Here is a 26,545-nt window from a genome sequence, read left to right as displayed (position 1 = left end):
CTAAAGCACCAGCCGCATGAGCGGGCGGGTCTCCTTGACGGCGGCGACGGTCTGGAAGCCGGCGTCCTGGAAGGTCCTGGCGGGGCCGACGAAGAGGGGGATGGACTTCGGCCGCGATCCCAGGATGGGCGCGGCCTCCAGCGTCCGGGCGCCGCTGCGGCGGGCATGGGCGATCCCCTCGGCGAGAAGCGCGTGGGTCAGGCCTTTGCCGCGATGGCTGCGGCGGAAGAAGAAGCAGGTGATGGCCCAGACGGCGGGGTCGTCGGCTGGCGCGTCGGGCCGGGGCGAGGAGACGCGGCCGGGGTTGTTCCATTCCGGAACGTCGGCGCGGGGGCCGATCTGCATCCAGCCCACGGGATCGTCGCCGTCGTAGAGGAGAAGCCCCGGCGGCGGGCCGCGGCGGATTCGGTCCAGCATCACCTCGCGCCGTTCGTCGCCGGTCATCGCCTGGCGGACCTTGGGACGGAGGCGGAAGGACGTGCACCAGCAGCCGTAGCAGGCGCCATCCGGGCCGAAGAGGGCAACGAAATCCGGGATGCGGTCCGGGGTCAGCGGATGGATCTGCAGGTCGGGCATCGGACCTCCCGTGCGCTGTCCTCAGGATGTTCGGGCCCGTCCGGCCTGTCAATCAGAGCGCGGACAGAATTTGCCGTGCTCTGGCGCAGTCGGCGTCCATCTGGGCGATCAGCGCGGGAAGGCCGTCGAACTTCAGCTCGGGGCGCAGGTAGTCGACCAGCGCGATCGACAGGTGCTGGCCGTAGAGATCGCCCTTGAAGTCGAAGAGGAAGGTTTCCAGGTTCGGGCGGTTCTCGCCGAACATCGGGCGGACGCCAAGACTGGCGGCGCCCCGGTAGCTGCCCCGATGCGGGCCGGTGAGGATGTCGGCAAGGACGGCATAGACGCCGAGCCGCGGCAGGTGCAGCCCCTCGACCGACATGTTGGCGGTGGGAAAGCCCAGGTCGCGGCCGCGCTTCTCGCCGTGCAGGACCTCGCCGTCGATCCGGTGCCAGTGGCCGAGCATGGTGGCCGCATCGCGGGGGCGGCCCTCGGTCAGGGCGCGGCGGATGTTGGTCGAGGAGATCTCGGTGCCGTTGTCGGCGACCAGCGGCGCGATGGTGCAGCGGATGCCGCGCGCGGCGCAGAGGCGGAAGAGATCCGGCGCGGTGCCGGCGCGGTCCTTGCCGAAGCGGAAATCCGCGCCGACGACGACATGCGCGATGCCGAGCCCGTCATGCAGGACCTGATCCACGAAGCCCTCGGGCGTGAGGCCGGCGAGGGTGGCGTCGAAGGGAAGCTGGAACAGGTGATCGACCCCGAGGCGGGCCAGGCGGTTGGCGCGAGCCTCGGCGTTCATCAGCCGGAAGGCGGGGGCGCCGGGGGCGAAGAACTGGCGGGGATGGGGCTCGAAGGTGACGATGCCAAGCGGAGCCGCGCCGCGCGCAAGGTCGATCACCGCCTGATGGCCGCGGTGCACGCCGTCGAAGTTGCCCATCGCGACCGAGGCGCCGCGGGCGGAGGGGTCGAGGCCCTGCCAGTGAAAGTGCTCTCGCATCCTGCCCTTTGCGGGCCGGGGCCCGTCAGTCGAACTTGCGGCTGGGCGCCAGAACCAGCGCCTCGCCCTTCAGGACAACGGTTTTACCCACCGAGGCGAGGGTTTCAAGGGTGACTCGGCGTTTGGCATGGTCGATCGCGGTCACGGTGACCTCGGCCCGGACCATGTCGCCGGGGCGGACGGGAGCCATGAACTTGAGGCTTTGCCCGAGGTAGACGGTGCCGTGGCCGGGAAGCTGCTCGCCGATGACGGCGGAAATCAGGCCGGCGGTGAGCATCCCATGGGCGATCCGGCCCGCGAAGATCGTGTCCTGGGCATAGGATTCATCCAGGTGGACAGGGTTCCGGTCGGTGGAGACTTCGGCGAAAAGCTCGATATCCCGGTCGGTTACCACTTTCATCAGGTGGCGGGACATGCCGATTTCGATGTCCTCGATGCAGATCGTCCCGCGGGGCATGTTGTCCAGCATGGTGGGCGTGTCCCTTTCATCCATGCGGGAAGGCTAGCACATGCTGCGACGCGGCACAATCGGCCGCGCAACAATTGTTCAAGTTCGATTGCGAACGTGAATGAAAGTTACCCTGTCGTCAGCGAAGCCGCCCGATGGCATAGCTGGGCGAAAGCTCGCGGCCGGCGAGCCAGTCCAGCAGAAGCCCGGCCTCGGGGGCCTCGACATCGGGGCCGAACCTTTCGGCCTCGAGCCCGCCGGTGATGAACAACGTGTCCAGCCCCTCGGCGATGCCGCCCTGCACGTCGGTGGCGATTCCGTCGCCGATGCAGAGGATCTGCGGATCGGGCCTGCCTCCGGCTTCGGTCAGGCGGCGGCGGGCGAGGTCGTAGATCGGTGGATGCGGCTTGCCGAAATACAGCGTGCCGCCGCCCATCTTCTCATACATCTCGGCCAGCGCCCCGGCGCACCAGAGCCGCTTGTCGCCAAGGTCGACCACGATGTCGGGATTGGCGCAGAGCATGGTCAGGCCCATGGTCTTGGCCAGAAGGAGTGCGGCGCGGTAGTCTTCGGGTGTTTCGGTGTGGTCATCGAAAAGGCCGGTGCAGACGATGCCCTCGGCCTCTTTCAGGGGGACGCGGGTGATCGGCGGCTGGGTCGCGGCGAAGGCCGCGAGGTCGGGGGCGAAGTCGTTGAAAAAGCTTTCGTCCTTCGGCGCGCCGATGTGGTGGACGCGGCGGCCGACGGCGCCCGAGAGCATCCCCATCTGCGCCGCATCGCCCGAGGTCGCCACCTCGTCCCAGCAATCGCGGGGGACGCCCATGGCGTCGATCTGGGCGATGACGCTGGCCTTGGGGCGGGGCGAGTTGGTCAGGAGGACGACCTTGCCGCCTGCCGCGCGGAAGCCCTGCAGGGCTGCGACGGCGGCGGGAAAGGCCGCATGGCCGTTGTGCAGGCAGCCCCAGAGGTCGCAGAACAGGGCGTCGTAGCGCCCCGAAAGGTCGGCGAGCGAGCGGATGATTTCGGTCATGCGGGGGGCCTTTCCGGTGGAGCTTCGGCCAAGGTTGCCGCGTCTGGCATCCGTCTGGCAGGCGTCTGGCAAGCGTCGGGCATCAACGCCCGACGCCTCCCTTGGTTTCGTCAGAGCTTCAGCGCCGGGATGATCTGCTTCTTGCGGCTCATGATGCCGGGCAGGACCACGGTGTCGCCGGTGACGGTCGCGCCGAAGGAGGTCTCGGCCAGCTGCTTCACCAGGTCGTTCGGGACGAGGAGGGTCGCCTCTTCCTTGATGATGTCCACCACGAACAGCAGGACCTGATCCGCGCCGTCCTCCTTGGCCACATCGGCCATCGAGCGCATCAGGCTGGCCTTGCGGTCGAGGACGACCTTGGGCGCGGTGGTCTCCAGCACCGAGACGCGCAGTTCCTTGCCGGCGACGTTGTATTCCTTGGAATCCATCCGCAGCAGTTCCGCGTCGGAGAAGGCCGAGACGTCGGACTTGGCCTCGAACATCTTCGCGGCCAGCCCGGAGATCGAGACGCCGAGGTCGGCGGCCAGCTTCTCGGCCACGGCGCGGTCATGCGGCGTGGTGGTGGGCGAGCGGAACTCCAGCGTGTCGGAGAGGATGCAGGAGAGCATCGCGCCCTTGATGCTGTCGGGGGCCTGGGCCAGCGTGTCGCCGATCAGGTCGTGCATGATGGTCGCGGTGCAGGCGAGCGGGCGGATGGTGATCTCGATCGGGTTCTTCGTCCGGATGCCGCCGGCGAGGAGGTGGTGGTCGATGATGGCCTGGATCTTCGCCTCGTTGATCGAGGCGGGCAGCTCGGCCGGGTTGTTGGTGTCGACGATGACGACCTTGTCCTCGGCGGTCACGTCCTGGATGATCGCGGGCTTTTCCAGGCCCCAGTGCTTCAGCACGAAGGCGGCCTCGGTGTTGGGCTCGCCCAGGAGGACGGGTTTGGCGGGGGTGCCGGTCTCGTTCAGATACCAGGCCCAGATGATCGGGGAGCCGGTGGAATCGGTGTCGGGGGATTTGTGGCCGAAGACGAGAGTGGTCATGGGGTTGCCCTTGGGTTTCGCGATTTCGCGCGCGGTATAGGCGAGGGCGGCCGGATTGTCACGTCCGGGCGTGGCGAGAGGGGGGCGGTAGGGGCGGGGCCGGTCGGCGGGGCGGGCCAAAACCTTTCGAAAGGTTTTGCAAATTCCTTCGTAGGAATTTGGGCCCCCGGGCAGGCGTCGGGTCAGAGCGGCAGGGCCTCCAGGGTGAACCCTTCCTGTTGCAGCAGGTTCAGCACGCCCTGTTCGCCCGAGAGGTGCAGCGCCCCGAAGGCGGCAAAGACCGGGCCATCGGCGGCGGCGGCGGTCAGGACCGGAATCCAGGACTGGTTGCGCCGGTTCATCAGCAGCTCCTCCAGCCGGGCGAACTCGGCGTCCACCATTTCCGGCGTATAGCCGGGCAGGCCGTAGGAGACATCGCGCATGTATTCCCAGATCACCCGGCTTTCCCCGGCGAAATAGCTGTCGGCGAGGGTGGCGGAGTAATCCTCGGAGCGATCCTCCAGCGCGAGGGTGGACTGGATCATCGCGACCATTTCCTCATGCGTCATGGCGTCGAAGATGCCGAAGACGGTGTCGAAGGGCTCCAGCCCGCGGACGGGGACCGAGGCGGCCCGGGCGGCGTCGATCACCATGCCGTCCAGGCCCTTGGGGTCCTGCATCCGGGCCATGGCGCAGGGCGGGATCGAGAGCATGACCGTCACATACCAGGGCTGCATCTTCCCGGCCATGAAGGCCGGGATGCCGCGCAGTTCCATGGCGGCGCGCAGCTGGGCCCAGACCTCGGGCGGGAGTTGCTGGTTCAGGGTGGGGCCGGTGGTGATCACCATCCTGGAGGGGTCGCGGGCGACAAGCGCCTGCAGCGCCTTTTCCTCCTCGGGGCCGGCCTCGACCAGGACGGTCGTCGCGGCCCGGATCGCCGGGGTGACGGCCTGCAGCGTGGGGGCGTGGCGCGGGTCGTCGAAGTGATAGGTGCCGATCAGGGTGATGACCTCGTCGCCCCGCGTCGCGCGCCAGTAGTTGCCGCGCGCGAAGGGCACGGCATCGGCGGCGGCGGTGATCGCGGCGCGGCGTTCGGCGGGCATCTCGGCGAGGAGGTTGGTTCCGGCACAGTCGGCGTGAAGCGGCCCGGCGAGGCCGGCGAGGAGGAGGGCGGCGAGGGTCGACAAGAGGCGCATGGGGCTCCATCGGGCAATTCGGGTCGGCCGCATCGTGGCAGGGGATCGGCAAAAGGCAAATCAAAAGACCCGGCCGAGGCTGTTGACACATGGCGAGGCTTGGCCTACGTCAGGGGCCGTTAGCACTCATCGGATGTGAGTGCTAACCGAGATCAAACCTGGAAACTCAAGGGAGTACCCCAGATGGCTTTCAAACCGCTGCACGACCGCGTTCTGGTCAAGCGTATCCAGTCCGACGAAAAGACCAAGGGCGGGCTGATCATCCCGGATACCGCCAAGGAAAAGCCCGCCGAGGGCGAGATCATCGCCGTGGGCGAAGGCGCGCGCAAGGATTCGGGCGAACTGATCGCTCCGTCGGTCAAGGCCGGCGACCGCATCCTGTTCGGCAAATGGTCGGGGACCGAAGTGACCCTGAACGGCGAAGAACTGCTGATCATGAAGGAAAGCGACATCCTCGGCATCATCGGCTGAGCGGTCGCACGGGATGGTGCGCTGTAGCGCACCCTACGAAACGCAATAGGAGCTACGAAAAATGGCTGCAAAAGACGTCAAGTTCGACACCGAGGCCCGCGACCGCATGCTGCGCGGCGTCAACATCCTGGCCGACGCGGTCAAGGTGACGCTGGGCCCGAAAGGCCGCAACGTGGTGATCGACAAATCCTTCGGCGCGCCGCGCATCACCAAGGACGGCGTGACCGTCGCCAAGGAGATCGAGCTCGCCGACAAGTTCGAGAACATGGGCGCGCAGATGGTGAAGGAAGTCGCTTCCCGCACCAATGACGAGGCCGGCGACGGCACCACCACCGCCACCGTTCTGGCCCAGGCGATCATCCGCGAGGGCATGAAGTCGGTCGCGGCCGGTCTGAACCCGATGGACCTGAAGCGCGGCATCGACCTCGCGACCGCCAATGTCGTCGCGGCGATCAAGGCGATGGCCCGTCCGGTCAAGGACTCGGCCGAAGTCGCGCAGGTCGGCACCATCTCGGCCAACGGCGAAACCGAAATCGGCCGCCAGATCGCGGAAGCGATGCAGAAGGTCGGCAACGAGGGCGTGATCACCGTCGAGGAGAACAAGGGCCTGGAGACGGAAACCACCGTCGTCGAAGGCATGCAGTTCGACCGCGGCTACCTGTCGCCCTATTTCGTCACCAACGCCGACAAGATGATCGCCGAGCTGGAAGACGCCTACATCCTGCTGCACGAGAAGAAGCTCTCCTCGCTGCAGCCGATGGTTCCGCTGCTGGAAGCCGTGATCCAGTCGCAGCGCCCGCTGATCATCGTCGCGGAAGACGTGGAAGGCGAGGCTCTGGCCACGCTGGTCGTCAACAAGCTGCGCGGCGGGTTGAAGATCGCCGCCGTCAAGGCTCCGGGCTTCGGCGACCGTCGCAAGGCGATGCTGCAGGACATCGCGATCCTGACCGGCGGCCAGGTGATCTCGGACGATCTCGGCATGAAGCTGGAGAATGTCGGCCTCGACATGCTGGGCCGCGCCAAGAAGGTGATCATCAAGAAGGATGACACCACCGTCATCGACGGCGCTGGCGACAAGGCCGAGATCGAGGCCCGCGTCGGCCAGATCCGGGCGCAGATCGAGGAAACCACCTCGGACTACGACCGCGAGAAGCTGCAGGAGCGTGTGGCCAAGCTGGCGGGCGGCGTCGCCGTCATCCGCGTCGGCGGCATGACCGAAGTCGAGGTGAAGGAGCGCAAGGACCGCGTCGACGACGCCCTGAACGCGACCCGCGCGGCCGTGCAGGAAGGCGTGATCGTCGGCGGCGGCGTGGCGCTGGTGCAGGCTGCGAAAGGGCTGGAAAGCCTGAAGGGCGCGAACAGCGACCAGGACGCGGGCATCGCCATCGTCCGCCGCGCGCTGGAAGCGCCGCTGCGCCAGATCGCCGAGAACGCCGGTGTCGACGGGGCCGTCGTCGCGGGCAAGATCCGCGAATCGAAGGACAACGCCTTCGGCTTCAACGCGCAGACCGAAGAATATGGCGACATGTTCAAGTTCGGCGTGATCGACCCGGCCAAGGTGACCCGCACCGCTCTGGAAGATGCGGCTTCGGTCGCCTCGCTGCTGATCACCACGGAAGCGATGATCGCGGACCGTCCCGAGCCCAAGGCTGCCCCGGCGATGCCGGGCGGCGGCGGCATGGGCGGGATGGACTTCTGATCCACCTGCGATCCAGTTCGGGAAAGGGCGCCTTCGGGCGCCCTTTTTCATGGGCATAAGGTGGGCGGTATCGCCCACCCTACGCTTGCGCTGGGGGACCGGCGGCGCGCATGGTGCCGGCCATGCGCCTCATCCTGTTGACAGCCCTCACCATGCTGGCCTTCGCGGCCAATTCCGTGCTGAACCGCTGGGCGGTGGGGCCGGGACATATCGGCGCGGTGGAGTTCGCGGTGGTCCGCCTCCTGGCGGGGGCGGCGATGCTGGCGGGGCTGGTGCTGTGGCAGCGGGGCGGCTGGGCCTGGCCCGGACCGCGCGGCCGGGTCGCGGGCGTGGCGGGGCTGTCGGCCTATCTTCTGGGGTTTTCGCTGGCCTATCGTGGCCTCGACGCCGGGACCGGGGCGCTGGTGCTGTTCGGGGCGGTGCAGGTGACGATGTTCGCCGGGGCGCTGATCGCGCGCGAGGCGGTGCCGCCCCGGCGCTGGGCGGGGGCGGGGCTGGCGCTGGTCGGGCTGGCGCTGGTCGCGGCGCCGGGGGCGGCGGGTCCTGCGCCGCTGGCGTTGATGGCGGGGGCGGGAGTGGGCTGGGGCGTCTATTCGCTGGCCGGGCGCGGCAGCGCGGACCCGCTGGCGGCGACGGCCTGGAACTTCCTGCTGTCGGTGCCGCTGGTGCTGCCGCTGGCGCTGCTGGCGGGGCTGTCGGCGCCGGATGGCAGGGGCGTGGCGCTGGCGGTGGTGTCGGGGGCGGCGACCTCGGGCCTGGGCTATGCGCTGTGGTATCGGCTGCTGCCGCAGCTGGGCGCGGCGCGGGCGGCGGTGGCGCAGTTGTCGGTGCCGGTGATCGCGGCGCTGGGCGGGGCGGCGCTGCTGGCGGAACTGCCCGGCCCGCGCTTCTGGGCGGCGGCGGGGCTGGTGCTGGGCGGCGTCGCGCTGGCGAGCCTGCCCTACAGGTCCTTGACCAGCCGCTCCAGCCCGTGACCCGTCACGGCGTCCTGGCGGCGGATGCCGGTGGGGCGGAGGCCCTCGCGCAGCCAGAAGGCGCGGCCGCGCGGGTTGGCGTCGAGGACGGCGAGATAGAGACGCCGTGCGCCACGGCCGCGGGCCAGGCCTTCGGCATGGGCGAGCAGGCGGCGGCCGTGGCCCGCGCCCTGCGCCCAGGGGCCGAGGATCATCAGCCCCAGATAGGCGTCGCCAGGATCCGGGAAACCATGGGAGAGTTCGGCCACGCCGGAGAGGCGGTCGTCCAGGAACAGGCCGAGGCGGTGGCTTTGCGCGGGATCGCAGCCGGGCGGGGCGTCGGTGAAGAACTCGCGCGCCTGACGGTCCGGGTCCAATGCGCCCTCGGCGAGCAGCCAGTAGTCGGGGGCCTCGCGGTAGAATTGCGCGACGAGGTCGGTGTCGGCCGGTGAGAGCCTACGGATCGGCATGCGCAATCCCCAGGACCTCGAGTTCCATCTTGCCCGCCGGGCGGCGCCAGGTCACCACATCGCCGACCTCGGCCCCCAGAAGCGCCCTGGCGAGGGGGGAGCCGGGGGCGATGCGGCCGAGGCTGGCGTCGGCCTCGTCCTCGCCGGTGATCTCGTAGCGCGCCTCGCGGCCGTCCTCGTCCGCGACGGTCACGACGAGGCCGAAGGCGACCTCGCTCAGGTCGTGGGTGGCGGGGTCGATCGGCACGGCGGCCTTGAGCCGGGCCTCGAGCCAGCGGATGTCGCGTTCGGCGGCGGCCTCGGGCAGCTTGTCCAGCCGGTCGGGGCGGGCTTTGAGCGCCACAAGCTCGGCCTGCCGCCGGGCAAGCTGCGCCTGCAATTCGGCCAGCCCGCGCGGGGTGACCGGGTTCGGGCCGGGGGGCACGGGACGTTCGGGCAGGTCGGGACGGTCGCTGCCCGCGTCCTCGTTCACGAAGGCGCGGCTCATCGGGTCAGAAGCTCCAGCGGGTCATAGGTCGGGCCCTCGCCCCAGGCGGCGGTCGCCAGGCTGTCGGGCTTGAAGCGGATCCTGCGCAACTCCTCGCGCGAGAAGAAGCGGCGGCGGGTCACCACACGCTCGGGGTCGGCCCAGCTGTCGGAGAGCGTGCCCGAGACGAGGCGGCAGTGGAAGAAGACCTCGACCTGGTGGAAGCGCGAGGGCGGGTGGTGGAACTCGTTGATCAGGGCGGGCGCCCCGACCTCGATCGTCAGGCCGGTCTCCTCATGCACCTCGCGGATCAGGTTCGCGGGGAGCGAGCTGCCGGGCTCGACCCCGCCGCCGGGGGCGCACCAGAGATCGGCGCGCGGTCCGGCCCAGGCGTTGACCAGGAGCAGGCGGTCCTCTTGCAGGATCAGGGCGCGGACGGCGATGCGGGGGCCGGGTCTGGACATGGGCGGAGCCTGTGACGCTGCGGCGGATTTGTCCAGTGCCGCGATTTCCGCCTTGCCGGGCCGGTCCGCCGGGCAGAGTGTTGCGGCATGGGATTGCGCGCACGCCTTGTCCGTTTCCTGTCCGCCCCGGCGACCGAGACCGGCGCGGGCGGGACCGGGACGGTCGTGCTGCTGCATGGGCTGGCGCGCAGCGATGCCTCGCTGGCCCCGATGGCGCTGGCCCTGAAGACGGCGGGCTATCGGGTGGTGAACTGGTCCTATCCCTCGACGAGGGCCGAGCCGGCGGCGCTGGTGGCCGAAGTGGGCCGGGCGGTTGCGGAGGCGGGGCCGGGATCGGGGCCGGTGCATTTCGTCACCCATTCGATGGGCGGCATCCTGTTGCGCGCCTGGCTGGCCGAAGCGCGGCCCGAGCGGTTGGGCCGGGTGGTGATGCTGGCGCCGCCGAACCACGGCTCGGAGCTGGTGGACCGGCTGGGCGACCTGGCGGCCTTCGCCTGGGTGACGGGCGCGGCGGGAAAGGTCCTGGGCACGGGGCCGGACAGCTGGCCGAACCGGCTGCCGGCGGCGGACTATCCCCTGGGCATCATCGCCGGGACGCTGTCGCTGAACCCGGTCTGGAACGCGATCCTGCCGGGGCCGAACGATGGCAAGGTGACGGTGGAGAGCACCCGGCTGGAGGGGATGGCCGGCCATCTGGTGCTGCCGGTCACCCATACGTTCATGATGGTCAACCCATTGGTGATTGCCCAGGTGCTGGCTTTCCTGAAGGCGGGGCGGTTCGATCCTTCGCTGACGCTGGCCTCGGTCGTGAGAGGGACTTTTCAGGCGGGGCGGTCTGGCTGACGACTTCGGGCGTGCCGGTGTCGGGGCGGCCCTTCTGAAGCTGGCTGCGCCCCATCGCGGCCAGGGCCTCGTACTGCTGGACGAAGGCGGCAAGCTCGCGTTCCTCCAGCTCTTCCAGGTCGAGCAGCGACAGATGCGCGCCCTTGGTGGCGCGGATCAGTTCATCCAGCTTGAGCTGCATCGCCACGGTGTCGCGGTTCTGGGTATTCTGGATCAGGAAGACCATCAGGAAGGTGATGATCGTGGTGCCGGTGTTGATCACCAGCTGCCAAGTGTCGGAAAAGCCGAAGACCGGGCCCGTGACCAGCCAGACCACGATCAGCGCGACGGCGAGGAGGAAGGTCATCGGCCGCCCGGAAAGCTGGGCGATCCAGCGGGCGGCGTGGGTGTAGACAGAGGCACGTTCGGACATGTGCGACCTTTGCAGCGGGGGCCCCGAATAACGCCGGTTCCGCCATTTGGTGCCATGCGACATGGGATCAGCGCGTGATGCGGTTCACATGCCCCATCTTCCGGCCGGGACGCGGTGCCCCCTTGCCGTAGAGATGGACGGCCGTATCGCGGGATTTCAGGAGATCCGGCACGCGATTGACGTCGTCGCCGATCAGGTTCTCCATCACCACGTCGGCATGGCGGTTGCCGTCGCCCAAGGGCAGGCCCGCCACGGCGCGGATGTGCTGCTCGAACTGGTCCACCGCGCAGCCCTGTTGCGTCCAGTGGCCGGAGTTGTGGACGCGGGGGGCGATCTCGTTGACCAGGAGGCCGTGGGCGGTGACGAAAAGCTCTACCCCCATGACGCCGACGTAATCCAGCGCGTTCAGGATGCGGGCGGCGACCAGCACGGCATCGGCGCGCTGGGCGGGGGACAGGCGCGCGGGCACGGTGGTGGTGCGCAGGATGCCGTCGCGGTGGATGTTCTCGCCGGGGTCGAAGCAGGCGACGGAGCCGTCGAGGCCGCGGGCGGCGATGACGCTGACCTCGCGCTCGAAGGCGACGAAGCCCTCCAGCACGGAAGGGGCATCGTTCATCGACGCCCAGGCGGCGGGAATGTCGGTCTCGTCGTCAAGTTTCACCTGCCCCTTGCCGTCATAGCCAAGCCGCGTGGTCTTCAGGATCGCGGGCAGGCCAAGCCTGTCGGCGGCGGCGCGGAGGTCGTCTTCCGAATTCACCGCAGCCCAGGGGGCGGTCTGCAAGCCAAGCTCGTTGAGGAACGACTTCTCCTTGATCCGGTCCTGGCTGACGGCGAGCGCCCGGCGGTTCGGGCGGATGGGCCGGAGCGATTCCAGGAGGTCGAGCGCCGAGGTGGGGACGTTCTCGAATTCGTAGGTGATGACGTCCACCGCCTCGGCGAAGCGGCGCAGGGCGGCCTCGTCCTCATAGGGGGCGGTGGTCACGCTGTGGGCGACGTCGCCGGCCGGGGCGGCGCCGGGTTCGTAGACATGGCAGCGGTAGCCAAGGCGGCTGGCCGCGACCGAGAGCATCCGGCCAAGCTGGCCGCCGCCGAGGATGCCGATCACCGAGCCTTGCGGAAGTTCACTCATCCTTGGGCTCCTCGGGGATGGAGGCGGAAAGGGCCTCGCGCCAGGCGTCCAGCCGTTCGGCAAGTGCTGCGTCCGAGACGGCCAGGATCGCGGCTGCCATCAGCCCGGCATTGGCCGCGCCGCCGATCGCCATGGTGGCGACGGGATAGCCCTTCGGCATCTGGACGATGGAATAGAGCGAATCGACCCCGGACAGCGCGCGGGTCTGGACCGGCACGCCGATCACCGGCACCCGGGTCTTGGAGGCCATCATGCCCGGCAGATGCGCCGCCCCGCCCGCGCCGGCGATGATGACCTTGAGGCCGCGCGCCACGGCGGTCTTGCCATAGTCCCACAGGCGATCCGGCGTGCGGTGGGCCGAGACGATCTTCGTCTCGTAGGCCACGCCAAGCTCATCCAGGATTTCGGCGGCTGCCCTCATCGTCGGCCAGTCGCTTTGCGACCCCATGATGATCCCGACCTCTGCCATGGCATACCCCGCTGTCACCCTGCCCGCCGCTTATACGAAAGCGGCCGGGCGGGGCAAGCCGCAGTCAGGGGGTACGATCCTCCCGCAGGTCGCGCAGGAGCATCTCGCGCAGCTGCTGCACCAGGGGCGGCGGCTCGCCGGGTCCGGGCACGAGGCTGAGGTCGAGGACCGGCAGGGCGGGAAGCCCCTCGGCCTCGCCCAGAAGCTTCAGGCCGGGCGGCACGCAGGACTGGATCAGCCCGACGACGGCCAGCCCTGCCTGCGCCACGGTGATCAGCCCCGGAAGGCTGTGGGTTGTCGAGACCACGCGGTAGCGGCGGTCCGTGGACTGCAACGCCTCGACCGCGAAACGGCGGGCGAGGTCCCCGGCCTCGAAGAGCGCGACGGGCAGCGGATCGCGCAGCCAGGCGGCGTGTTCGGGCGAGGCGGCCCAGACGAACCGCTCGCGCCGCAGGACGGCGAAGGGTTGGTGCGGCTCGCGCGTGACCAGGGCGAGGTCGAGTTTCCCCGTCTCGAGCAGGCGCAGGAGGGTGGGCGAGGAGGCGAAGGTCAGCTCGATCTCGGCCAGCGGATACTCCTGCCCGAAGCGGGCGAGCGTCGGGGTCAGAAGATAGGCGGCATAATCCTCGGGCATCCCGAGGCGCACCACGCCCGCGGCCTCGGTCCGGCGCAGGCTGGCCACCGCCTCGTCGGAAAGGCGCAGCAGGCGGCGGGCATAGAGGAGCAGGTCCTGCGCCGCCGGATTGGGGCGGAGATTGCGCCCCTCGCGCTGGAAGAGCGGGCGGCCGACCTCTTCCTCCAGCCGCTTGATCTGCATGCTGATCGCCGACTGGCTGCGCCCGACCCGGGATGCGGCAAGCTGGATGCTGCCGCAGTCGATCAGCGCGACGAAGCTGCGCAGCAGGGCAAGGTCGAGCGGCTGGGGCATCGTTTCAGAAATATTGAAGAATTTCGTCAATTATATTCGTTTGTGTGATGCGTTGGCCAGCCCCTAGATGGGCCGGAACGCAAAGGGGCCGATGATGCGCTACGGAACGGGCATGGTCATGGTGCTGATGGCGGGGGTCCTGTGGTCCTTCCAGGCGCTGATGATCCGCCAGATCGAGGTCGCGGGGCCCTGGACGATTCTGGTCTGGCGGTCGCTGGCCATGGTGCCGGTGCTTCTGGCCTTCCTCGCCTGGCGCGCGGGCGGGTCTCCGCTTCCGGTCCTCCGCCGGGCGGGGCTGGCCGGGGTTCTGGGCGGGATCGGGCTGGTCGCCGCGATGGGCGGGGCGATCCTTGCCTTCCAGACCACGACCGTCGCCAATGCGGCCTTCCTGCTGGCGGCTTCGCCCTGCCTGGCCGCGATCCTCGGCTGGCTGATCCTGCGGGAGGCGGTGGCCCCGCGCACCTGGGGGGCCATCGTGCTGGCGCTGGTCGGCATCTTCCTGATGGTGCGCGAGGGGCTGGCCGCCGGCGCGCTGATCGGCAACGCGGCGGCGCTGGTTTCGGCCCTGGGTTTCGCTGCCTTCAGCGTGGCATTGCGCTGGCGAAGGCTGGAAGACAGCCTGCCGTCCTCGATCCTGGGGGCCGCCTTCGCCGTGGTCGCGGGGACGCTGGCAACCGTGCAACAGGGCCAGCCGCTGGTGATTCCCGGAAGCGACCTGATGTGGTGCCTGCTGATGGGCGTCGTCGCCCTGTCCGGCGGCATGGTGCTTTACACGCTGGGCAGCCGCGTGGTGCCTTCGGCCGAACTGACGCTTTTGTCGAACACCGAGGTGCTGCTGGCCCCGTTCTGGGTCTGGCTGATTCTGGGCGAAACCGCGAGCGCGGGCATGCTGGTGGGCGGCGCGGTGGTGCTGGCGGCGATCCTGTTCAACGCCTGGGCCGGCGTGCGCCGGGTGGTGCCGGCCTGACGCTCCGGACGGACGGCCCCGTCAGGCGATGATGTCGGGGATCAGCTGGTCCTCGATCTTGACGATCTGGTCCTTGAGCGACAGCTTCTGCTTCTTCAGCCGCCGCAGCGTCAGCTGGTCGGGGCGGCCCGTCTCCTCGAGCGCGTGGATCGCCGCGTCCAGATCGCGATGCTCGCGCCGCAGGACCTCCAGCTTGATGCGGAGCATTTCCTCGAAACTGAGTTCGGATGGGGCATTCATCGGCGGCCGACTCGCTTCCTGTCTGTTCCTGCAGAGTATATGAAAGCCGGGGCCCTGGGTGAAGGTTTCTTCCGGTAAGCACCGGGAAATCCACCGGGGACGGGACTTGCGAGGGGGCCGGGATCGCCCCATATTCAAGTTCAAGCGGTTGCCGCATACGGGGCCGCTGGCCGAACTGTCGCTTCATCAAGGACCGTCCGATGACGAAACTGAGCTTTGGGGCCCACCCGTATCTTCTCGGGTTCGAACAGCTGGAAAGGCTGGTGGAACGCACCGCGAAATCGGGGGCCGAGGGCTATCCTCCGTTCAACATCGAGGCGGTGGCCGAGAATGCCTACCGGATCACGCTGGCGGTCGCGGGCTTCCGCGAGGAGGACCTGTCGATCACCGTCGAGGACCGGCAGCTTGTCGTCAGGGGCCGTCAGGCCGATGACGCGGGCGAGCGGGTGTTCCTGCATCGCGGCATCGCCTCGCGCGCCTTCCAGCGGAGCTTTGTGCTGGCCGACGGCGTCGAGGTGGCGGGAGCCACGATGGAAAACGGCCTGCTCCACGTCGATCTGCGCCGGCATGTGCCGGAGACCGTGGTGCAGACGATCAGGATCGGTCGGAACAATGCCAGCCAGAGAGAAGGGGGCAAGACATGAATACTCCATTCCCAGGGTTGCCGCAGGGTGGTGACCGCATCGTCTATGTGCGCGAGGTCCATGTCGAGGACCTGCCGGCCGAAGTGCGCGAGCAGGTGGACGGGCTTGAGGTGATCTGGTCGGTCAACGGGGCCGACGGACGCCAGCTGGCGCTGGTCGCCGACAGGAAGCTTGCGTTCCTGCTGGCGCGGGAACACGATTTCACGCCGGTGAGCGTGCACTGACTGGCCTTCGGCGACGGAACCGCTACGCTTCGGCGTAAGTGTGTTGTGTCGTGAACGGAGGTCGTCGTGAGAACCACAACCGGATATTCGGGCGCCCAGATCGCCCTGCATTGGCTGATCACCATCCTGATCCCGCTGGCCTGGCTGTCGGGCGAAGGCGCTGAAGACGCGCTGGACGCCATCCGAGAGGGCGGCACGGCAGGTTTCGTGCCGCATGTGGCCTTCGGCCTGGCGATCCTGGCGCTGGTCGCGGTGCGGATACTGGTCCGGCTTGGCCGGGGCGCCCCGGCGGCTCCGGGCAGGCCGGGCAGCTTGCCGGTGCTGGCGGCGGACTGGGGACACCGACTGATCTATCTGCTGATGGTCGCGGTGCCGCTGGGCGGGATCAGCGTCTGGTTCCTGGGGCTGAGGGTGGGCGACATCCACGGGCTTGCCGCCAACATCCTGATGCTGGTCGTGCTGGGCCATGCGCTGATGGCGCTTTACCACCAGTATGTGCTGAAGGATGGGCTGATCCGCCGGATGATGCGGGCGGGGTAGCTCTGCGTGGGCAGATTGCCCACCCTACGAATTCGTTGGATTGATACGAAAAGGCCGCGCCCGGAAGCGCGGCCTTTGGATTATCGCCGGGATCAGGCGCGGATCAGGCCCATCTGTTCCAGCTTCAGGAGCACCTGGTGCGCGCAGTGGTCGACGTCGACGTTCTCGGTGTCCACCACAAGCTCGGCCTTGGCCGGGGCCTCGTAGGGGTCGGAGATCCCGGTGAACTCCTTGATCTTGCCCTCGCGCGCCAGCTTGTAGAGGCCCTTGCGGTCGCGGCGCTCGCATTCCTCGAGGCTGGTCGCGACATGGACCTCGACGAAGGCGCCGAAGGCCTCGACCATCTCGCGCACCGCGCGCCGGGTGGCGGTATAGGGCGCGATCGGGGCGCAAAGCGCGATGCCGCCGTTCTTGGTGATCTCGGACGCGACATAGCCGATGCGCTTGATGTTCAGGTCGCGGTGTTCCTTGGAGAAGCCCAGCTCGGACGACAGGTGCTTGCGCACCACGTCACCGTCCAGCAGCGTGACCGGGCGCCCGCCCATCTCCATCAGCTTGACCATCAGCGCGTTGGCGATGGTGGATTTGCCGCTGCCGGACAGGCCGGTGAAGAACACGGTGAAGCCCTGTTTCGACCGCGCCGGGCTGGTCTTGCGCAGTTCGTTCACGACCTCGGGGAAGGAGAACCATTCCGGAATCTCCAGCCCCTCGCGCAGGCGGCGGCGGAGTTCGGTGCCCGAGATGTCAAGGACGGTGGAGCCCTCCGGGATCTCGTTCGCGGGGAAATACTGGGCCTTTTCCTGCACATAGACCATGTGCTTGAAATCGACCATCTCGACGCCGATTTCCGCCTGATGCTTGCGGAACAGCTCCTGCGCGGCATAGGGGTCGTAGAAATCCTTGCCCTGGCTGTTCTTGCCCGGACCGGCATGGTCGCGGCCGACGATCATGTGGGTGCAGCCGTGATTGCGGCGGATGATGCCGTGCCACATCGCCTCGCGCGGGCCGGCCATGCGCATGGCGAGGTTCAGGAGGGAAAGCGCGGTGGTCTGCGCCGGATATTTGTCCAGCACCGCCTCGTAGCAGCGGACGCGGGTGAAGTGGTCGACGTCGCCCGGCTTGGTCATGCCGACGACCGGGTGGATCAGCAGGTTCGCCTCGGCCTCGCGCGCGGCGCGGAAGGTGAGTTCCTGGTGCGCCCGGTGCAGGGGATTGCGGGTCTGGAAGGCGACGATCTTGCGCCAGCCCAGCTTGCGGAAGAGGGCGCGGAGTTCGTTCGGCGTGTCGCGGCGGGCCTTGAAGTCGTAATGCACCGGCTGCTGGATGCCGATGACCGGGCCGCCGAGATAGACCTTGCCGGCCGTGTTGTGCAGGTAGTTCACCGCCGGATGGGCGACGTCATCGGCGCCGAAGACCTTCTCGGCCTCGTTCGCCTTGTTCGGGATCCATTTGTCCGAGATCGACAGGATCGCCAGGATCACGCCTTCCTGGTCGCGCAGGGCGATGTCCTGGCCGGGCTCGACCTTCTCGGCGAAGGCTTCCGAGACGTCCAGCGTGATCGGCATCGGCCAGAGCGTGCCGTCGGCCAGGCGCATGTTCTCGACCACGCCGTCGTAATCCGCCTGGCCGAGGAAGCCCTTCAGCGGCGAGAAGCCGCCGTTCATCAGGAGTTCCAGGTCGCAGATCTGGCGCGGGGTCAGGTCCCAGGAGGGCAGCTGCCCGGCCGTGAGCTTCAGCTTCTGGGCGGATTCGGAGGAGACGTAAAGCTCGGGGATGGGCGCGTGGTTCGGCAGGGACATCGGAAAACCTTTCAGCGGGGTCCGCAGTTGCGCGGGTCCGTAGCCCGGGAAAGGGGCGCAATTCAAGCGAATGAGCGGAGAAAAATGGGAGAAAAGGCGGAAATCGCGGGCGATCCGGGGCAGGCGGGCAACGGTTCTGCGCTGCGGCAAGGGGCGGGACGGATTTCCCGCCGGGCGGGCGGATCGGCGGGTTTGCGGAACGCTGTTCCTGCGGGGAGGCTCGTCGATGACTTCGTCACTCCTCGCGGGATCCGCCGACGAGGAGACGAAGTCGAACGAGGAGGGGTCAGGCCAGGTAGGCGCGGAAGCTGCGGATCACCTGTTCGTAGACCGCGCGCTTGAAGGGGACGATGCCCTCCACCATCTCGTCGGCGAGGATCCAGCGCCAGGTCGAGAATTCGGGCGCGGGCGTCTCGATGCGGATGTCGCTGTCCTTGCCGGTGAAGCGGAACAGGAACCATTTCTGCTTCTGTCCGCGATACCTGCCGCCCCAGACCTTGCCCAGAAGCTCGGGGGGGAGGTCGTAGGTCACCCAGCCATGGGTCTTGCCGACGAATTCCACCATGTCGCGGGTGAGGCCGGTTTCTTCCCAGAGCTCGCGATAGGCGGCTTCGCGGGGCTTCTCGCCCTCGTCAATCCCGCCCTGGGGCATCTGCCAGGCGGGGGCGGGGTTGTCGATGCGTTGTCCGGCGAAGATCAGGCCGCGGGCGTCGATCAGGACGATGCCGACGCAGGGACGATAGGGCCGGTTTTCGGGCTGGGTCATGGTTGGCTGCAAGGGGGCGGGCGCCCGCCCCCCTTCCTTGGTCAGGGCTGTTGCGGGGCGATGGCGGTCAGCCCCTTGATGATGTCCACGGCATAGGCCAGCTGGTAATCCTCGTCCCGCAGCTTGGCGGATTCCTCGGCGCGGACCAGTTCCTCCTCGTAGAGCCGCTTCTCCTCATCCGTCATCGAATCATTGCTGATCGCGCCGCGCAGGTCGGCCTCGGACCGCTCGCGGACGGCGGAGGATTTCTCCTCCTCGGCCGCCGCGACCTCGGCGGGCGGCGGGGCGGGCTGCTGCACCACGATGTCGGGCGAGATCCCCAGCGCCTGGATCGAGCGGCCCGACGGCGTGTAGTAGCGCGCCGTGGTCAGTCGCATCGCCCCGTCGCCCCTGAGCGGGATCAGCGTCTGGACCGAGCCCTTGCCGAAGCTCTTGGTGCCGACCACGATCGCGCGGCGGTGGTCCTGCAGGGCGCCCGCGACGATCTCGGAGGCCGAGGCCGAGCCGCCGTTGATCAGAAGCACGATCGGCTTGCCCGACACCAGGTCGCCGGCCTCGGCGTTGTAGCGTTCGCCGCTTCCCGCCTCGCGGCCGCGGGTCGAGACGATCTCGCCCTTTTCCAGGAAGCTGTCCGAGACCGAGATCGCCTCGTTCAGGAGGCCGCCGGGGTTGTTGCGCAGGTCGATCACGACGCCGTCCAGCTTGTCCATGCCGCCCAGTTCCTCGATGCCCTTGTTCAGGGCCTCGACCATGCCGCTGGTGGTCTGGTCGTTGAAGGTGGTGATGCGCAGGACGACGGTGCTGCCGACGGTGCGGCCCTTGACGGCGGTCAGCTTGATCGTGTCGCGGATGATCGAGACGTCGAAGGGCTCGGTCACGCCTTCGCGCACGACGGTGATGATGATTTCCGATCCGACCGGGCCGCGCATCTTGTCCACCGCCTCGTCCAGCATCAGGCCCAGGATCGACTCGCCGTCGACATGGGTGATGAAGTCGCCGGCCTGGATCCCGGCCTTGGCGGCGGGGGTGCCGTCCATCGGCGAGATCACCTTGATGAAGCCTTCCTCCTGCGTCACCTCGATCCCGAGGCCGCCGAACTCGCCCTTGGTCTGGACCTGCATGTCCTCGAAGTCCTTGGCGGAGAGGTAGGAGGAATGCGGGTCGAGCGAGGTGAGCATGCCGTTGATCGCGGCGGTCACCAGGTCCTCGGTCGAGACTTCCTCGACATACTGGGCGCGGATGCGCTCGAAGATGTCGCCGAAGAGGTCGAGCTGTTCGTAGACCGAACCTTCCTGCGCGCTCTCCTGCGCCAGAAGCGGACCCGCGACCTGGGTGGTGACAAGGCCGCCGGCGACTGTGCCGACCAGGGCGGCCATCAGGTGTTTCTTCATGCTGCGTCAGTCCTTTGTGCGGGCGGTGGCGGCGAACCAGTCCATCGGGTCCACCGGGGCCGCGCCCTGTCTCAGTTCAATATAAAGCGTTTCCGTGTCGCGCCCGCCAGAGCCATCTGCGGACGGGGCCATGAATTCCTCGGAGGCGGAGGCCGGGCCGCCCATCAGGCCGACCGCCGCGCCCGCGGCCACGACTTCCCCCACCTCTCCGTAAAGCGTTCCGAGGCCGGCCAGAACCAGAAGATAGCCGTCCCCCGGCTCCAGGATCATCACATTTCCGTAGTCGAGCAGCGGGCCCCGGTAGCGGACCGTCGCGGGCCAGGGCGCGGCGACAAGGGCGCGGGCCTGGGTGGCAAGGGTCAGGCCGGGGCGGCGGACGCCGGCGGCGTCGGCCTCGTCCGGGCGGCGCAGGAGGGTGCCGAGCGCGGGCAGCGGCAGGTGTCCCTTCTGCGCGGCGAAGCTGGTGCCGGCCTGCGGGTCGGGGGAGAGACCGGCGGCGAAGGCGTCCAGCGTGTCGGCGCTTTCCAGAAGGCCGCGCAGCGCCTCGGGATCCTCGGTGAAGCGGAGGGGCAGGTCGGTGCGGTCCGAGATCGCCTGCGAAAGCCCGGTCCGGGCGATCTGGGCGGCGGCGAGACCGGCCTCCAGCGTCTGGCCGGCCGAGAGCTGCAGGGCGCGCAGGTCCGCGAGTTCCTGAAGCTCGGCCTTCAGCGCCAGCGCCTCGGCCTGCAGGGAGGGGGTGACCTCGGCCATCAGCATCCCGGAACGCGCGGTGCCGAGCGCGCCTTCGGGGTGCAGCAGGAGGAGCGGGCCGGGGTTCGCCTCCATCGTCGCGAGGACGCCGAGGAGGCGGCCGATCCCGTCGCGCTTGGCGTCGAAGGCGCGGACGAGGGTCGCCTCGCGCAGGGCGGCCTCGCGCAGGGCGGCGCGCAGGGCGGCGAGGCCCTGTTCATAGGCGCGGATCGTGCGGGAGAGTGCGGCCACCCGGTCGCGCGCCTCGGTCGCCTCTTGCAGGGCGGTGACGGAGGCCTGCAGGTCCGCCGCCGCCTGCGCCGCCTGCTGGGCCACGGTCTGCGCCCCGGCCGGGGCGGCGAGGAGCAAAAGCAGGGCGGCGGCGCGGATCATGCGATGAGGGTCTGGCCGGTCATCTCGGCGGGCTGCGGCAGGCCCATCAGCTGCAGAAGCGTCGGCGCGAGGTCGCAAAGCCGCCCGTCGCGCAGGGTCGCGCCCGCGGGGCCGCCGACCAGGATGACGGGGACGGGGTTGACCGTATGCGCCGTATGCGGCCCGCCGGTGACGGGATCGACCATCACCTCGCAGTTGCCATGGTCGGCGGTCACGATCATCGCGCCGCCTTTCGCCTTTAGCGCGGCCAGCACGCGGGTCAGGCCGCGGTCCACCGCCTCGCAGGCCTTGATCGCGGCGGGAAGGCTGCCGGTGTGACCCACCATGTCGGGATTGGCGTAGTTCACGACGATCAGGTCATAGCCCTTGTCGATGGCTTCCACGAGGCGGTCCGAGACCTGGTCGGCGCTCATCTCGGGCATGAGGTCATAGGTCGCGACCTTGGGCGAGGGCGGCATGGCGCGGTCCTCGCCGGGGTAGGGTTCTTCGCGGCCGCCGTTCAGGAAGAAGGTGACATGGGGGTATTTCTCGGTCTCGGCGAGGCGGAACTGGGTCTTGCCGTGGCTGGCGACCCATTCGCCGAGGGTGTTGACCAGCACGCGCTTGGGGAAGGCTGTGGCCATGAAGGCGTTGTGGGCGTCGGAGTATTCGACCATTCCCAGCAGCGCCGACCAGCCGGGCCGGGGGCCGGTGGCGAAAGCCGCGAAACCGGGCGCACCGATCGCCGACAGGATCTCGCGCGCGCGGTCGGCGCGGAAGTTCAGGCAGAAGACGCCGTCGCCGTCGCTGGCCCCGTGATAGCCGTCGATCACCGTGGGGGCGAGGAATTCGTCGGTCTCGCCCTTGCCGTAGCTATTGGCGACGGCGGTCAGCGCATCGGGCGCGGTCTCGCCCCGGGCGCGGACGATCGCGTCATAGGCGCGGGCCACGCGCTCCCAGCGGTTGTCGCGGTCCATCGCCCAGTAGCGCCCGGTGACGGTGGCGATGCTGGCGCCATAGGGCAGGCGCCTGACCAGCGCCTCGACGAAGCCCTGCGCCGAGGAGGGCGCGACGTCGCGCCCGTCGGTGATCGCATGCAGCGCGACCGGCACCCCCAGCGCGGTCAGCGCGCGGCAGGCGGCGAGGACGTGGTTGACATGGCCGTGCACGCCCCCGTCCGAGACGACGCCCAGAAGATGCGCCACCCCGCCCCGGGCCTTCACCTTCGCGGCGAAGTCGAGGAGGGCCGGGTTCCGCGCGAAGCTGCCGTCCTCGACCGCGAGGTCGATCGCGCCGAGGTCCATCGCCACCACGCGGCCCGCGCCGATGTTGGTGTGGCCGACCTCGGAATTGCCCATCTGCCCGGTCGGCAGGCCCACGTCCGGCCCGAAGGTGGTCAGCGTGGCATGCGGGCAGGTTGCCCAGAGCCGGTCGAAGGCCGGCACATCCGCCTGCGCCGGGGCCGAGGTCGCCGGGTTGGGGCCGATGCCCCAGCCGTCGAGAATGCAGAGGACGACGGGTTTCGGCGCGGACATCGGCGGGCTCCTTCCTGGCGTGTCAAGGCTTTTACGCGCGCCGAAGGGGCGGGGCAACCGGGACCGCTCTTCGTGTCGCTGCGCTCGCTCATCGCTGTGTCAGGCCTGCCGGGTCGCCGCCTTCTCGCGCAGCCGCTGGCGCCAGAGGGTGAAGACCCCCGCCGCCACGACGATCCCCGCGCCGATGGCGACATTGGTGCGCAGCGTCTCGCCGAAGACGGTCAGGCCGATACCGGCGGCGAACACCAGTTGCAGATAGGCGAAGGGCTGGATCGCCGAGGCCTCGGCCACCGCGAAGGCGCGGATCAGGAGCCAGTGGCCAAGGACCGCCGTGCAGCAGAGCGTGGCCATCCAGCCCCAGTCGGCCAGGGCCATCCATTCCCAGGTCCACAACCCGAAGGGCGTCATCGCCACGGCTCCGACGGCGCCGGTCCAGAAGAAGCTGACCGCGGCGCTGTCCTTGCGCGCGACATAGCGGGTCAGGAGGCCGTAAAGCGCGAACATGAAGGCCGCCAGAAGCGGCACCAGCGCCCAGGGCGAAAAGACCGAGATGCCGGGCTGCAGGATGATCAGAACGCCGGCGAAGCCGACCAGGATCGCCGTCCAGCGCCGCCAGCCGACCTTCTCGCCCAGCACCGGGCCGGAAAGCGCGGCGACGAGCAGCGGATAGCAGGTGAAGACCGCATGCGCCTCGATCAGGCCGAGCTGGACGAAGGCCACGACCATGACGCAGATCTCGGCCACCAGGATCAGCCCGCGCGCCATCTGCACCAGCGGATAGGACGAGCGGCTGGCGGCGGCGATCCCGCCGGGGGCGCGGGCGGCCAGCGCCACGACGAACAGCGCGAAGAACCAGAAGCGGATCATCACCACCATCATCACGCTGTAATTCTCGGCCAGATGGCGCGAGATCCCGTCCTGCGCGGCAAAGACCACCGTGGTGGCGATCATCAGCCAGATGCCGAGCCGGGTGTTCTGCGGGGCGGAGTGGCTGGTGCTCATGCGGCGCGGCGCTCCAGCGACAGCGAGTAGAGGCCCGCGCCGACGACGATCGCGCCGCCGATGGCGACGGGAAGCTCCAGCACCTCGCCGTAGATGGCGATGCCGATGCCGGTCGTGAACACCAGCTGCAGGTAGGAGAAGGGCTGGACGCGGGCGGCCTCGACCTGCTGGTAGGCCTTCAGGACCAGCCAGTGCGACAGGATCGTGAGGCCGGAATAGATCGCCAGCAGGCCGAGGTCGAGGGCGGCGATGGGTTCCAGTTGCGGCAGGCCGATCCCGGTCATCAGCACCGCGCCGATCACGCCGGGCCAGAAGAAGGCGGGGAAGGTCGGCTCCTCGCGCGTGGTGAGGCGGGTCAGGACCGAGTAGAGTGCGAAGAGAAGCGCCGAGGCGAGCGGCAGGAGGGCGGCCCAGGAGAAGACCCCCATCCCCGGCCGCAGGATCACCAGCACCCCCACCAGCCCCGCGCCCACCGCGGCCCAGCGTTGCCAGCTGATCCGCTCGCCCAGGATCGGGCCCGAGAGGGCGACGATCAGGAGCGGGCAGACCGAGAAGACGGCAAGGCTGTTGATCAGCCCGATCAGCGTATAGCCCCAGACGATCAGGCAGATCTCGGAGACGAGGAAGACCGAGCGCAGGACATGCGCCGGCAGCCGGGAGGAGCGGATCGCCGCATGCGGCCCCTCGGGGCGGCGCAGGGCAAGCAGGATCACGAAGGCGGCAAAGACCCAGTAGCGGATCATGATGATCGACAGGGTCGAATAGGCGCTGGCGAGATGCTTGGCGAAACCATCCTGCGCCGCGAAGGTGGCGACGGCGGCGATCATCAGCCAGATGCCGAGGACGGGGTTCTTGGATGCGGTCATGGCGGGCCTCGCTAGCACGGGGCGCGGGCAGGGGGAAGGGTTGCCGTCAGGCGGACAGGCGGCCGGTCGTCATGTGGCGCTTGCGTCCGAAGCCCGGCTGGCGGGTGACCTGGAACCCGGCCCCGGCCAGGGCGCGGCGCACGTCGCCGGCGGCGGTATAGGTGGCGAAGCTGCCGCCCGGCGCGGTGTGGCGGGCGACCTCGGACAGAAGGCCGGGCGACCAGAGTTCGGGGTTCTTCGCCGGCGAGAAGCCGTCGAGGAACCAGGCATCGGCCCGGCCCGGCCAGCGGGGCAGCGTCTCGCGCGCGTCGCCGATCAGGATTTCGGCGGTCAGGCCGGGGAAGCGCAGGCGGCGGACCGGCGCCTCGGGGGGTGCGGCCCATTGCGCCAGGAAGGCCGGGGCGAGAGGGGCGGTCTCGGGGAAGGCCCGCAGGGCGCGGGCGATGGCCTCGGGCGGCAGGGGGAAGGCCTCGAAGCTGGTATAGCGGAGCTGTCCCGGCCCCCGGTGGGCGAGGAGCGTTGCCAGAAGGTTGAGGCCGGTGCCGAAGCCCAGCTCGGCGATATGGAAGCCGTCGCGGAACCGGCCCGGCAGGTCGTTGCCGCTCAGGAAGACGTGCCGCGTCTCCTCCAGCCCGCCGGCGAGCGAGAAATAGGGATCGTCGAACCGGCGCGAGACCGGGGTCATCTCGTCGCGCCAGTCGAGTTCGGGGTGGTCGGCGTGGGGCATCGGCGTTAGTCCTCTGGTCCTGTTTGATGCTTGGGGGACGGCGGGATGGCAAGGGTGGATGTCACGGTCAGGGGTGCGGGGATCTTCGGGCTGTCGGTCGCCTGGGCCTGCGCCCGGCGCGGCGCGCGGGTGCGGGTGATCGAGACCGCGCGGCCCGGCGCGGGCTGCTCGGGCGGGCTGGTCGGCGCGCTCTCGCCGCATGTGCCCGAGGCCTGGAATCCGAAGAAGGCGTTCCAGCTGGAGAGCCTGCTGATGGCCGGGGACTGGTGGGGCGCGGTCGAGGCGGAGACGGGCCTCGTCTCGGGCTATGGCCGGGTGGGCCGGTTGCAGCCCCTGGCGGACGAGGCCGCGGTCGGGCTGGCGCGGGCGCGGGCCGAGGGGGCCGCGAAGCTCTGGCAGGGGCGCGCGGAATGGCGGGTGGTCCCGGCGCAGGGGCGGGACTGGGAGCCGGCCAGCCCCTCGGGCTGGCTGGTGGAGGACACGCTCTCGGCCCGGCTTTCGCCCCGGCTGGGGCTGGCGGCGCTGGAGGCGGCGCTGAAGGCGCGGGGGGGCGAGCTGCTGCTGGGCGAGGGCGAGGAGGCGGGGGCGGTGGTCCATGCCACGGGCCTGGCCGGGCTGGAGGCGCTGTCGGCGGCGCTGGGGCGCCGGGTCGGGGCGGGCGTGAAGGGTCAGGCCATGGCGCTGCGCTTCGAGGCGGGCGGGCTGCCGCAGATGTTCCTGGAGGGGCTGCATGTCGTGCCGCATGTGGACGGGACGGTGGCGATCGGTTCCACCGCCGAGACGGCCTGGGAGGCGGAGGGGACGGACGGGCAGCTGGAGGACCTCCATGCTCGGGCGGTGGCGGCGGTGCCGGTGCTGGCGGGCGCGCCGGTGGCGGCGCGCTGGGCGGGCGTGCGGCCCCGGGCGGCGAGCCGTGCGCCGGTGCTGGGGGCCTGGCCGGGGCGGGCGGGGCATTGGGTGGCCAACGGGGGATTCAAGATCGGCTTCGGGATGGCGCCGAAGGTGGCCGAGGTGATGGCCGACCTGGTGCTGGAGGGCCGCGACGGGGTGCCGGAGGGGTTCCGGGTCGAGGCGCGTCGCTAGCTGTGAATTCTCAGGAGGTTGTTCACCCGAGGCGGGGTTAGGCTGCAATCGCCAAACTCCAGCCGAGGACCCCGCAGGATGAACAACCCGCACCAAGGTGCCCGCCTTACCGTCTACAGTCGA

At 69.4% G+C, this 26,545-nt stretch carries 31 protein-coding genes; 9 read left to right on the top strand and 22 right to left on the bottom strand.

The annotated features are described in order from the left end of the window. From I7S92_RS15905 to I7S92_RS15880, 6 genes are all read right to left on the bottom strand, one after another. Entirely contained in the window at window positions 1-576 is a 576-nt protein-coding gene (locus I7S92_RS15905; protein WP_197646150.1) for a GNAT family N-acetyltransferase, read from the bottom strand. Window positions 577-628: 52 nt separating this feature from the next. After that, window positions 629-1,552 carry a bifunctional riboflavin kinase/FAD synthetase gene (locus tag I7S92_RS15900; protein WP_197646148.1) on the bottom strand — a complete coding sequence of 308 codons (924 nt, stop codon included), beginning with the start codon at window positions 1,550-1,552 and terminating at the stop codon, window positions 629-631. 25 nt (window positions 1,553-1,577) lie between these two features. Beyond that, window positions 1,578-2,021 (bottom strand): MaoC family dehydratase, encoded by a 444-nt coding sequence (locus tag I7S92_RS15895; RefSeq protein WP_197646306.1) that lies wholly within the window; start codon window positions 2,019-2,021, stop codon window positions 1,578-1,580. Window positions 2,022-2,139: 118 nt separating this feature from the next. Further along, complete coding sequence (locus I7S92_RS15890; RefSeq protein ID WP_197646146.1) at window positions 2,140-3,030, bottom strand: TIGR01459 family HAD-type hydrolase; 891 nt, start codon at window positions 3,028-3,030, stop codon at window positions 2,140-2,142. A gap of 110 nt (window positions 3,031-3,140) precedes the next feature. Continuing rightward, window positions 3,141-4,058: a manganese-dependent inorganic pyrophosphatase gene (locus tag I7S92_RS15885; RefSeq protein ID WP_197646144.1), complete on the bottom strand. Its 918-nt coding sequence runs from the start codon at window positions 4,056-4,058 to the stop codon at window positions 3,141-3,143. Window positions 4,059-4,240: 182 nt separating this feature from the next. Continuing rightward, on the bottom strand, window positions 4,241-5,233 hold the full coding sequence (locus I7S92_RS15880) for a TraB/GumN family protein (protein ID WP_197646142.1): 993 nt from the start codon (window positions 5,231-5,233) through the stop codon (window positions 4,241-4,243). A gap of 183 nt (window positions 5,234-5,416) precedes the next feature. Between I7S92_RS15880 and groES the strand changes: the two genes are divergently transcribed. From groES to I7S92_RS15865, 3 genes are all read left to right on the top strand, one after another. After that, complete coding sequence (gene groES / locus I7S92_RS15875; protein WP_197646140.1) at window positions 5,417-5,704, top strand: co-chaperone GroES; 288 nt, start codon at window positions 5,417-5,419, stop codon at window positions 5,702-5,704. Between the two features lie 61 nt (window positions 5,705-5,765). Beyond that, window positions 5,766-7,403 (top strand): chaperonin GroEL, encoded by a 1,638-nt coding sequence (groL, locus tag I7S92_RS15870; RefSeq protein ID WP_197646139.1) that lies wholly within the window; start codon window positions 5,766-5,768, stop codon window positions 7,401-7,403. 122 nt (window positions 7,404-7,525) lie between these two features. Then, entirely contained in the window at window positions 7,526-8,377 is an 852-nt protein-coding gene (locus I7S92_RS15865) for a DMT family transporter (RefSeq protein ID WP_197646136.1), read from the top strand. Here I7S92_RS15865 and I7S92_RS15860 read toward each other — a convergent pair. From I7S92_RS15860 to I7S92_RS15850, 3 genes are read right to left on the bottom strand one after another with little or no spacing between them, the layout of a single operon-like run. Beyond that, a complete protein-coding gene (locus I7S92_RS15860; RefSeq protein WP_197646134.1) occupies window positions 8,344-8,826 on the bottom strand; it encodes a GNAT family N-acetyltransferase in 483 nt (160 codons plus the stop codon). The two genes, I7S92_RS15865 and I7S92_RS15860, sit on opposite strands and share 34 nt — an antisense overlap. After that, the gene (locus tag I7S92_RS15855) at window positions 8,813-9,313 is read right to left on the bottom strand and encodes a GreA/GreB family elongation factor (RefSeq protein ID WP_197646131.1); all 501 of its coding nucleotides are present in this window, start codon (window positions 9,311-9,313) and stop codon (window positions 8,813-8,815) included. The genes I7S92_RS15860 and I7S92_RS15855 overlap by 14 nt, the downstream gene beginning before the upstream one ends. Then, the gene (locus I7S92_RS15850; protein WP_197646129.1) at window positions 9,310-9,756 is read right to left on the bottom strand and encodes an NUDIX domain-containing protein; all 447 of its coding nucleotides are present in this window, start codon (window positions 9,754-9,756) and stop codon (window positions 9,310-9,312) included. The genes I7S92_RS15855 and I7S92_RS15850 overlap by 4 nt, the downstream gene beginning before the upstream one ends. Before the next feature lie 87 nt (window positions 9,757-9,843). Here I7S92_RS15850 and I7S92_RS15845 point away from each other — a divergent pair, with 87 nt between their 5' ends. Beyond that, window positions 9,844-10,599, top strand: a complete 756-nt coding sequence (locus tag I7S92_RS15845; RefSeq protein WP_197646127.1) for an alpha/beta fold hydrolase — start codon at window positions 9,844-9,846, stop codon at window positions 10,597-10,599. Here I7S92_RS15845 and I7S92_RS15840 read toward each other — a convergent pair. From I7S92_RS15840 to I7S92_RS15825, 4 genes are all read right to left on the bottom strand, one after another. Next, complete coding sequence (locus tag I7S92_RS15840) at window positions 10,484-11,011, bottom strand: low affinity iron permease family protein (protein ID WP_197646125.1); 528 nt, start codon at window positions 11,009-11,011, stop codon at window positions 10,484-10,486. The genes I7S92_RS15845 and I7S92_RS15840 overlap by 116 nt on opposite strands. Window positions 11,012-11,078: 67 nt before the next feature. Then, on the bottom strand, window positions 11,079-12,140 hold the full coding sequence (locus tag I7S92_RS15835; RefSeq protein WP_197646123.1) for a 5-(carboxyamino)imidazole ribonucleotide synthase: 1,062 nt from the start codon (window positions 12,138-12,140) through the stop codon (window positions 11,079-11,081). After that, window positions 12,133-12,609: a 5-(carboxyamino)imidazole ribonucleotide mutase gene (purE, locus tag I7S92_RS15830; RefSeq protein ID WP_197646121.1), complete on the bottom strand. Its 477-nt coding sequence runs from the start codon at window positions 12,607-12,609 to the stop codon at window positions 12,133-12,135. The genes I7S92_RS15835 and purE overlap by 8 nt, the downstream gene beginning before the upstream one ends. A gap of 64 nt (window positions 12,610-12,673) precedes the next feature. Next, window positions 12,674-13,537, bottom strand: coding sequence for a LysR substrate-binding domain-containing protein (locus tag I7S92_RS15825; RefSeq protein WP_197646119.1), 864 nt, complete (start codon window positions 13,535-13,537; stop codon window positions 12,674-12,676). Between the two features lie 94 nt (window positions 13,538-13,631). Between I7S92_RS15825 and I7S92_RS15820 the strand changes: the two genes are divergently transcribed. Continuing rightward, a complete protein-coding gene (locus I7S92_RS15820) occupies window positions 13,632-14,504 on the top strand; it encodes a DMT family transporter (RefSeq protein WP_197646117.1) in 873 nt (290 codons plus the stop codon). Between the two features lie 21 nt (window positions 14,505-14,525). Here I7S92_RS15820 and I7S92_RS15815 read toward each other — a convergent pair whose 3' ends face one another. Further along, entirely contained in the window at window positions 14,526-14,744 is a 219-nt protein-coding gene (locus I7S92_RS15815; RefSeq protein WP_197646115.1) for a YdcH family protein, read from the bottom strand. 200 nt (window positions 14,745-14,944) lie between these two features. Between I7S92_RS15815 and I7S92_RS15810 the strand changes: the two genes are divergently transcribed. The 3 genes from I7S92_RS15810 (at window position 14,945) to I7S92_RS15800 (ending at window position 16,152) form a co-directional block, all read left to right on the top strand. Further along, entirely contained in the window at window positions 14,945-15,388 is a 444-nt protein-coding gene (locus tag I7S92_RS15810) for an Hsp20 family protein (RefSeq protein ID WP_197646113.1), read from the top strand. Beyond that, complete coding sequence (locus tag I7S92_RS15805; RefSeq protein ID WP_197646111.1) at window positions 15,385-15,612, top strand: DUF1150 family protein; 228 nt, start codon at window positions 15,385-15,387, stop codon at window positions 15,610-15,612. The genes I7S92_RS15810 and I7S92_RS15805 overlap by 4 nt, the downstream gene beginning before the upstream one ends. Before the next feature lie 66 nt (window positions 15,613-15,678). Further along, window positions 15,679-16,152 carry a cytochrome b gene (locus I7S92_RS15800; RefSeq protein ID WP_197646109.1) on the top strand — a complete coding sequence of 158 codons (474 nt, stop codon included), beginning with the start codon at window positions 15,679-15,681 and terminating at the stop codon, window positions 16,150-16,152. 92 nt (window positions 16,153-16,244) lie between these two features. Here I7S92_RS15800 and I7S92_RS15795 read toward each other — a convergent pair whose 3' ends face one another. From I7S92_RS15795 to mnmC2, 8 genes are all read right to left on the bottom strand, one after another. After that, window positions 16,245-17,951, bottom strand: coding sequence for a bifunctional sulfate adenylyltransferase/adenylylsulfate kinase (locus I7S92_RS15795; protein ID WP_197646107.1), 1,707 nt, complete (start codon window positions 17,949-17,951; stop codon window positions 16,245-16,247). 286 nt (window positions 17,952-18,237) lie between these two features. Then, window positions 18,238-18,717 (bottom strand): RNA pyrophosphohydrolase, encoded by a 480-nt coding sequence (locus I7S92_RS15790; protein WP_197646105.1) that lies wholly within the window; start codon window positions 18,715-18,717, stop codon window positions 18,238-18,240. A 41-nt stretch (window positions 18,718-18,758) separates the two neighbouring features. Continuing rightward, entirely contained in the window at window positions 18,759-20,108 is a 1,350-nt protein-coding gene (locus I7S92_RS15785) for a S41 family peptidase (RefSeq protein WP_197646103.1), read from the bottom strand. Window positions 20,109-20,114: 6 nt separating this feature from the next. Further along, complete coding sequence (locus I7S92_RS15780) at window positions 20,115-21,230, bottom strand: murein hydrolase activator EnvC family protein (protein WP_197646101.1); 1,116 nt, start codon at window positions 21,228-21,230, stop codon at window positions 20,115-20,117. After that, complete coding sequence (gpmI, locus tag I7S92_RS15775; protein WP_197646099.1) at window positions 21,227-22,744, bottom strand: 2,3-bisphosphoglycerate-independent phosphoglycerate mutase; 1,518 nt, start codon at window positions 22,742-22,744, stop codon at window positions 21,227-21,229. Before gpmI ends, I7S92_RS15780 begins: the two co-directional genes overlap by 4 nt. 99 nt (window positions 22,745-22,843) lie before the next feature. Then, complete coding sequence (locus I7S92_RS15770) at window positions 22,844-23,746, bottom strand: DMT family transporter (protein WP_197646097.1); 903 nt, start codon at window positions 23,744-23,746, stop codon at window positions 22,844-22,846. After that, window positions 23,743-24,612 carry a DMT family transporter gene (locus I7S92_RS15765; protein ID WP_197646095.1) on the bottom strand — a complete coding sequence of 290 codons (870 nt, stop codon included), beginning with the start codon at window positions 24,610-24,612 and terminating at the stop codon, window positions 23,743-23,745. Before I7S92_RS15765 ends, I7S92_RS15770 begins: the two co-directional genes overlap by 4 nt. A gap of 46 nt (window positions 24,613-24,658) precedes the next feature. Continuing rightward, complete coding sequence (mnmC2, locus tag I7S92_RS15760) at window positions 24,659-25,339, bottom strand: tRNA (5-methylaminomethyl-2-thiouridine)(34)-methyltransferase MnmC2 (protein WP_197646093.1); 681 nt, start codon at window positions 25,337-25,339, stop codon at window positions 24,659-24,661. A 45-nt stretch (window positions 25,340-25,384) separates the two neighbouring features. On the opposite strand from mnmC2, the gene I7S92_RS15755 reads away from it, so the two are divergent. Beyond that, a complete protein-coding gene (locus I7S92_RS15755) occupies window positions 25,385-26,422 on the top strand; it encodes an NAD(P)/FAD-dependent oxidoreductase (RefSeq protein ID WP_197646091.1) in 1,038 nt (345 codons plus the stop codon). The last annotated feature ends 123 nt before the right edge of the window (window positions 26,423-26,545 follow it).

Origin of the sequence: Tabrizicola soli (assembly GCF_015999335.1) — a bacterium.
GTDB lineage: Bacteria > Pseudomonadota > Alphaproteobacteria > Rhodobacterales > Rhodobacteraceae > Tabrizicola > Tabrizicola soli.
Note: the sequence above shows the minus strand (reverse complement) of the source record. Positions and strands in the feature narration are given on the sequence as shown.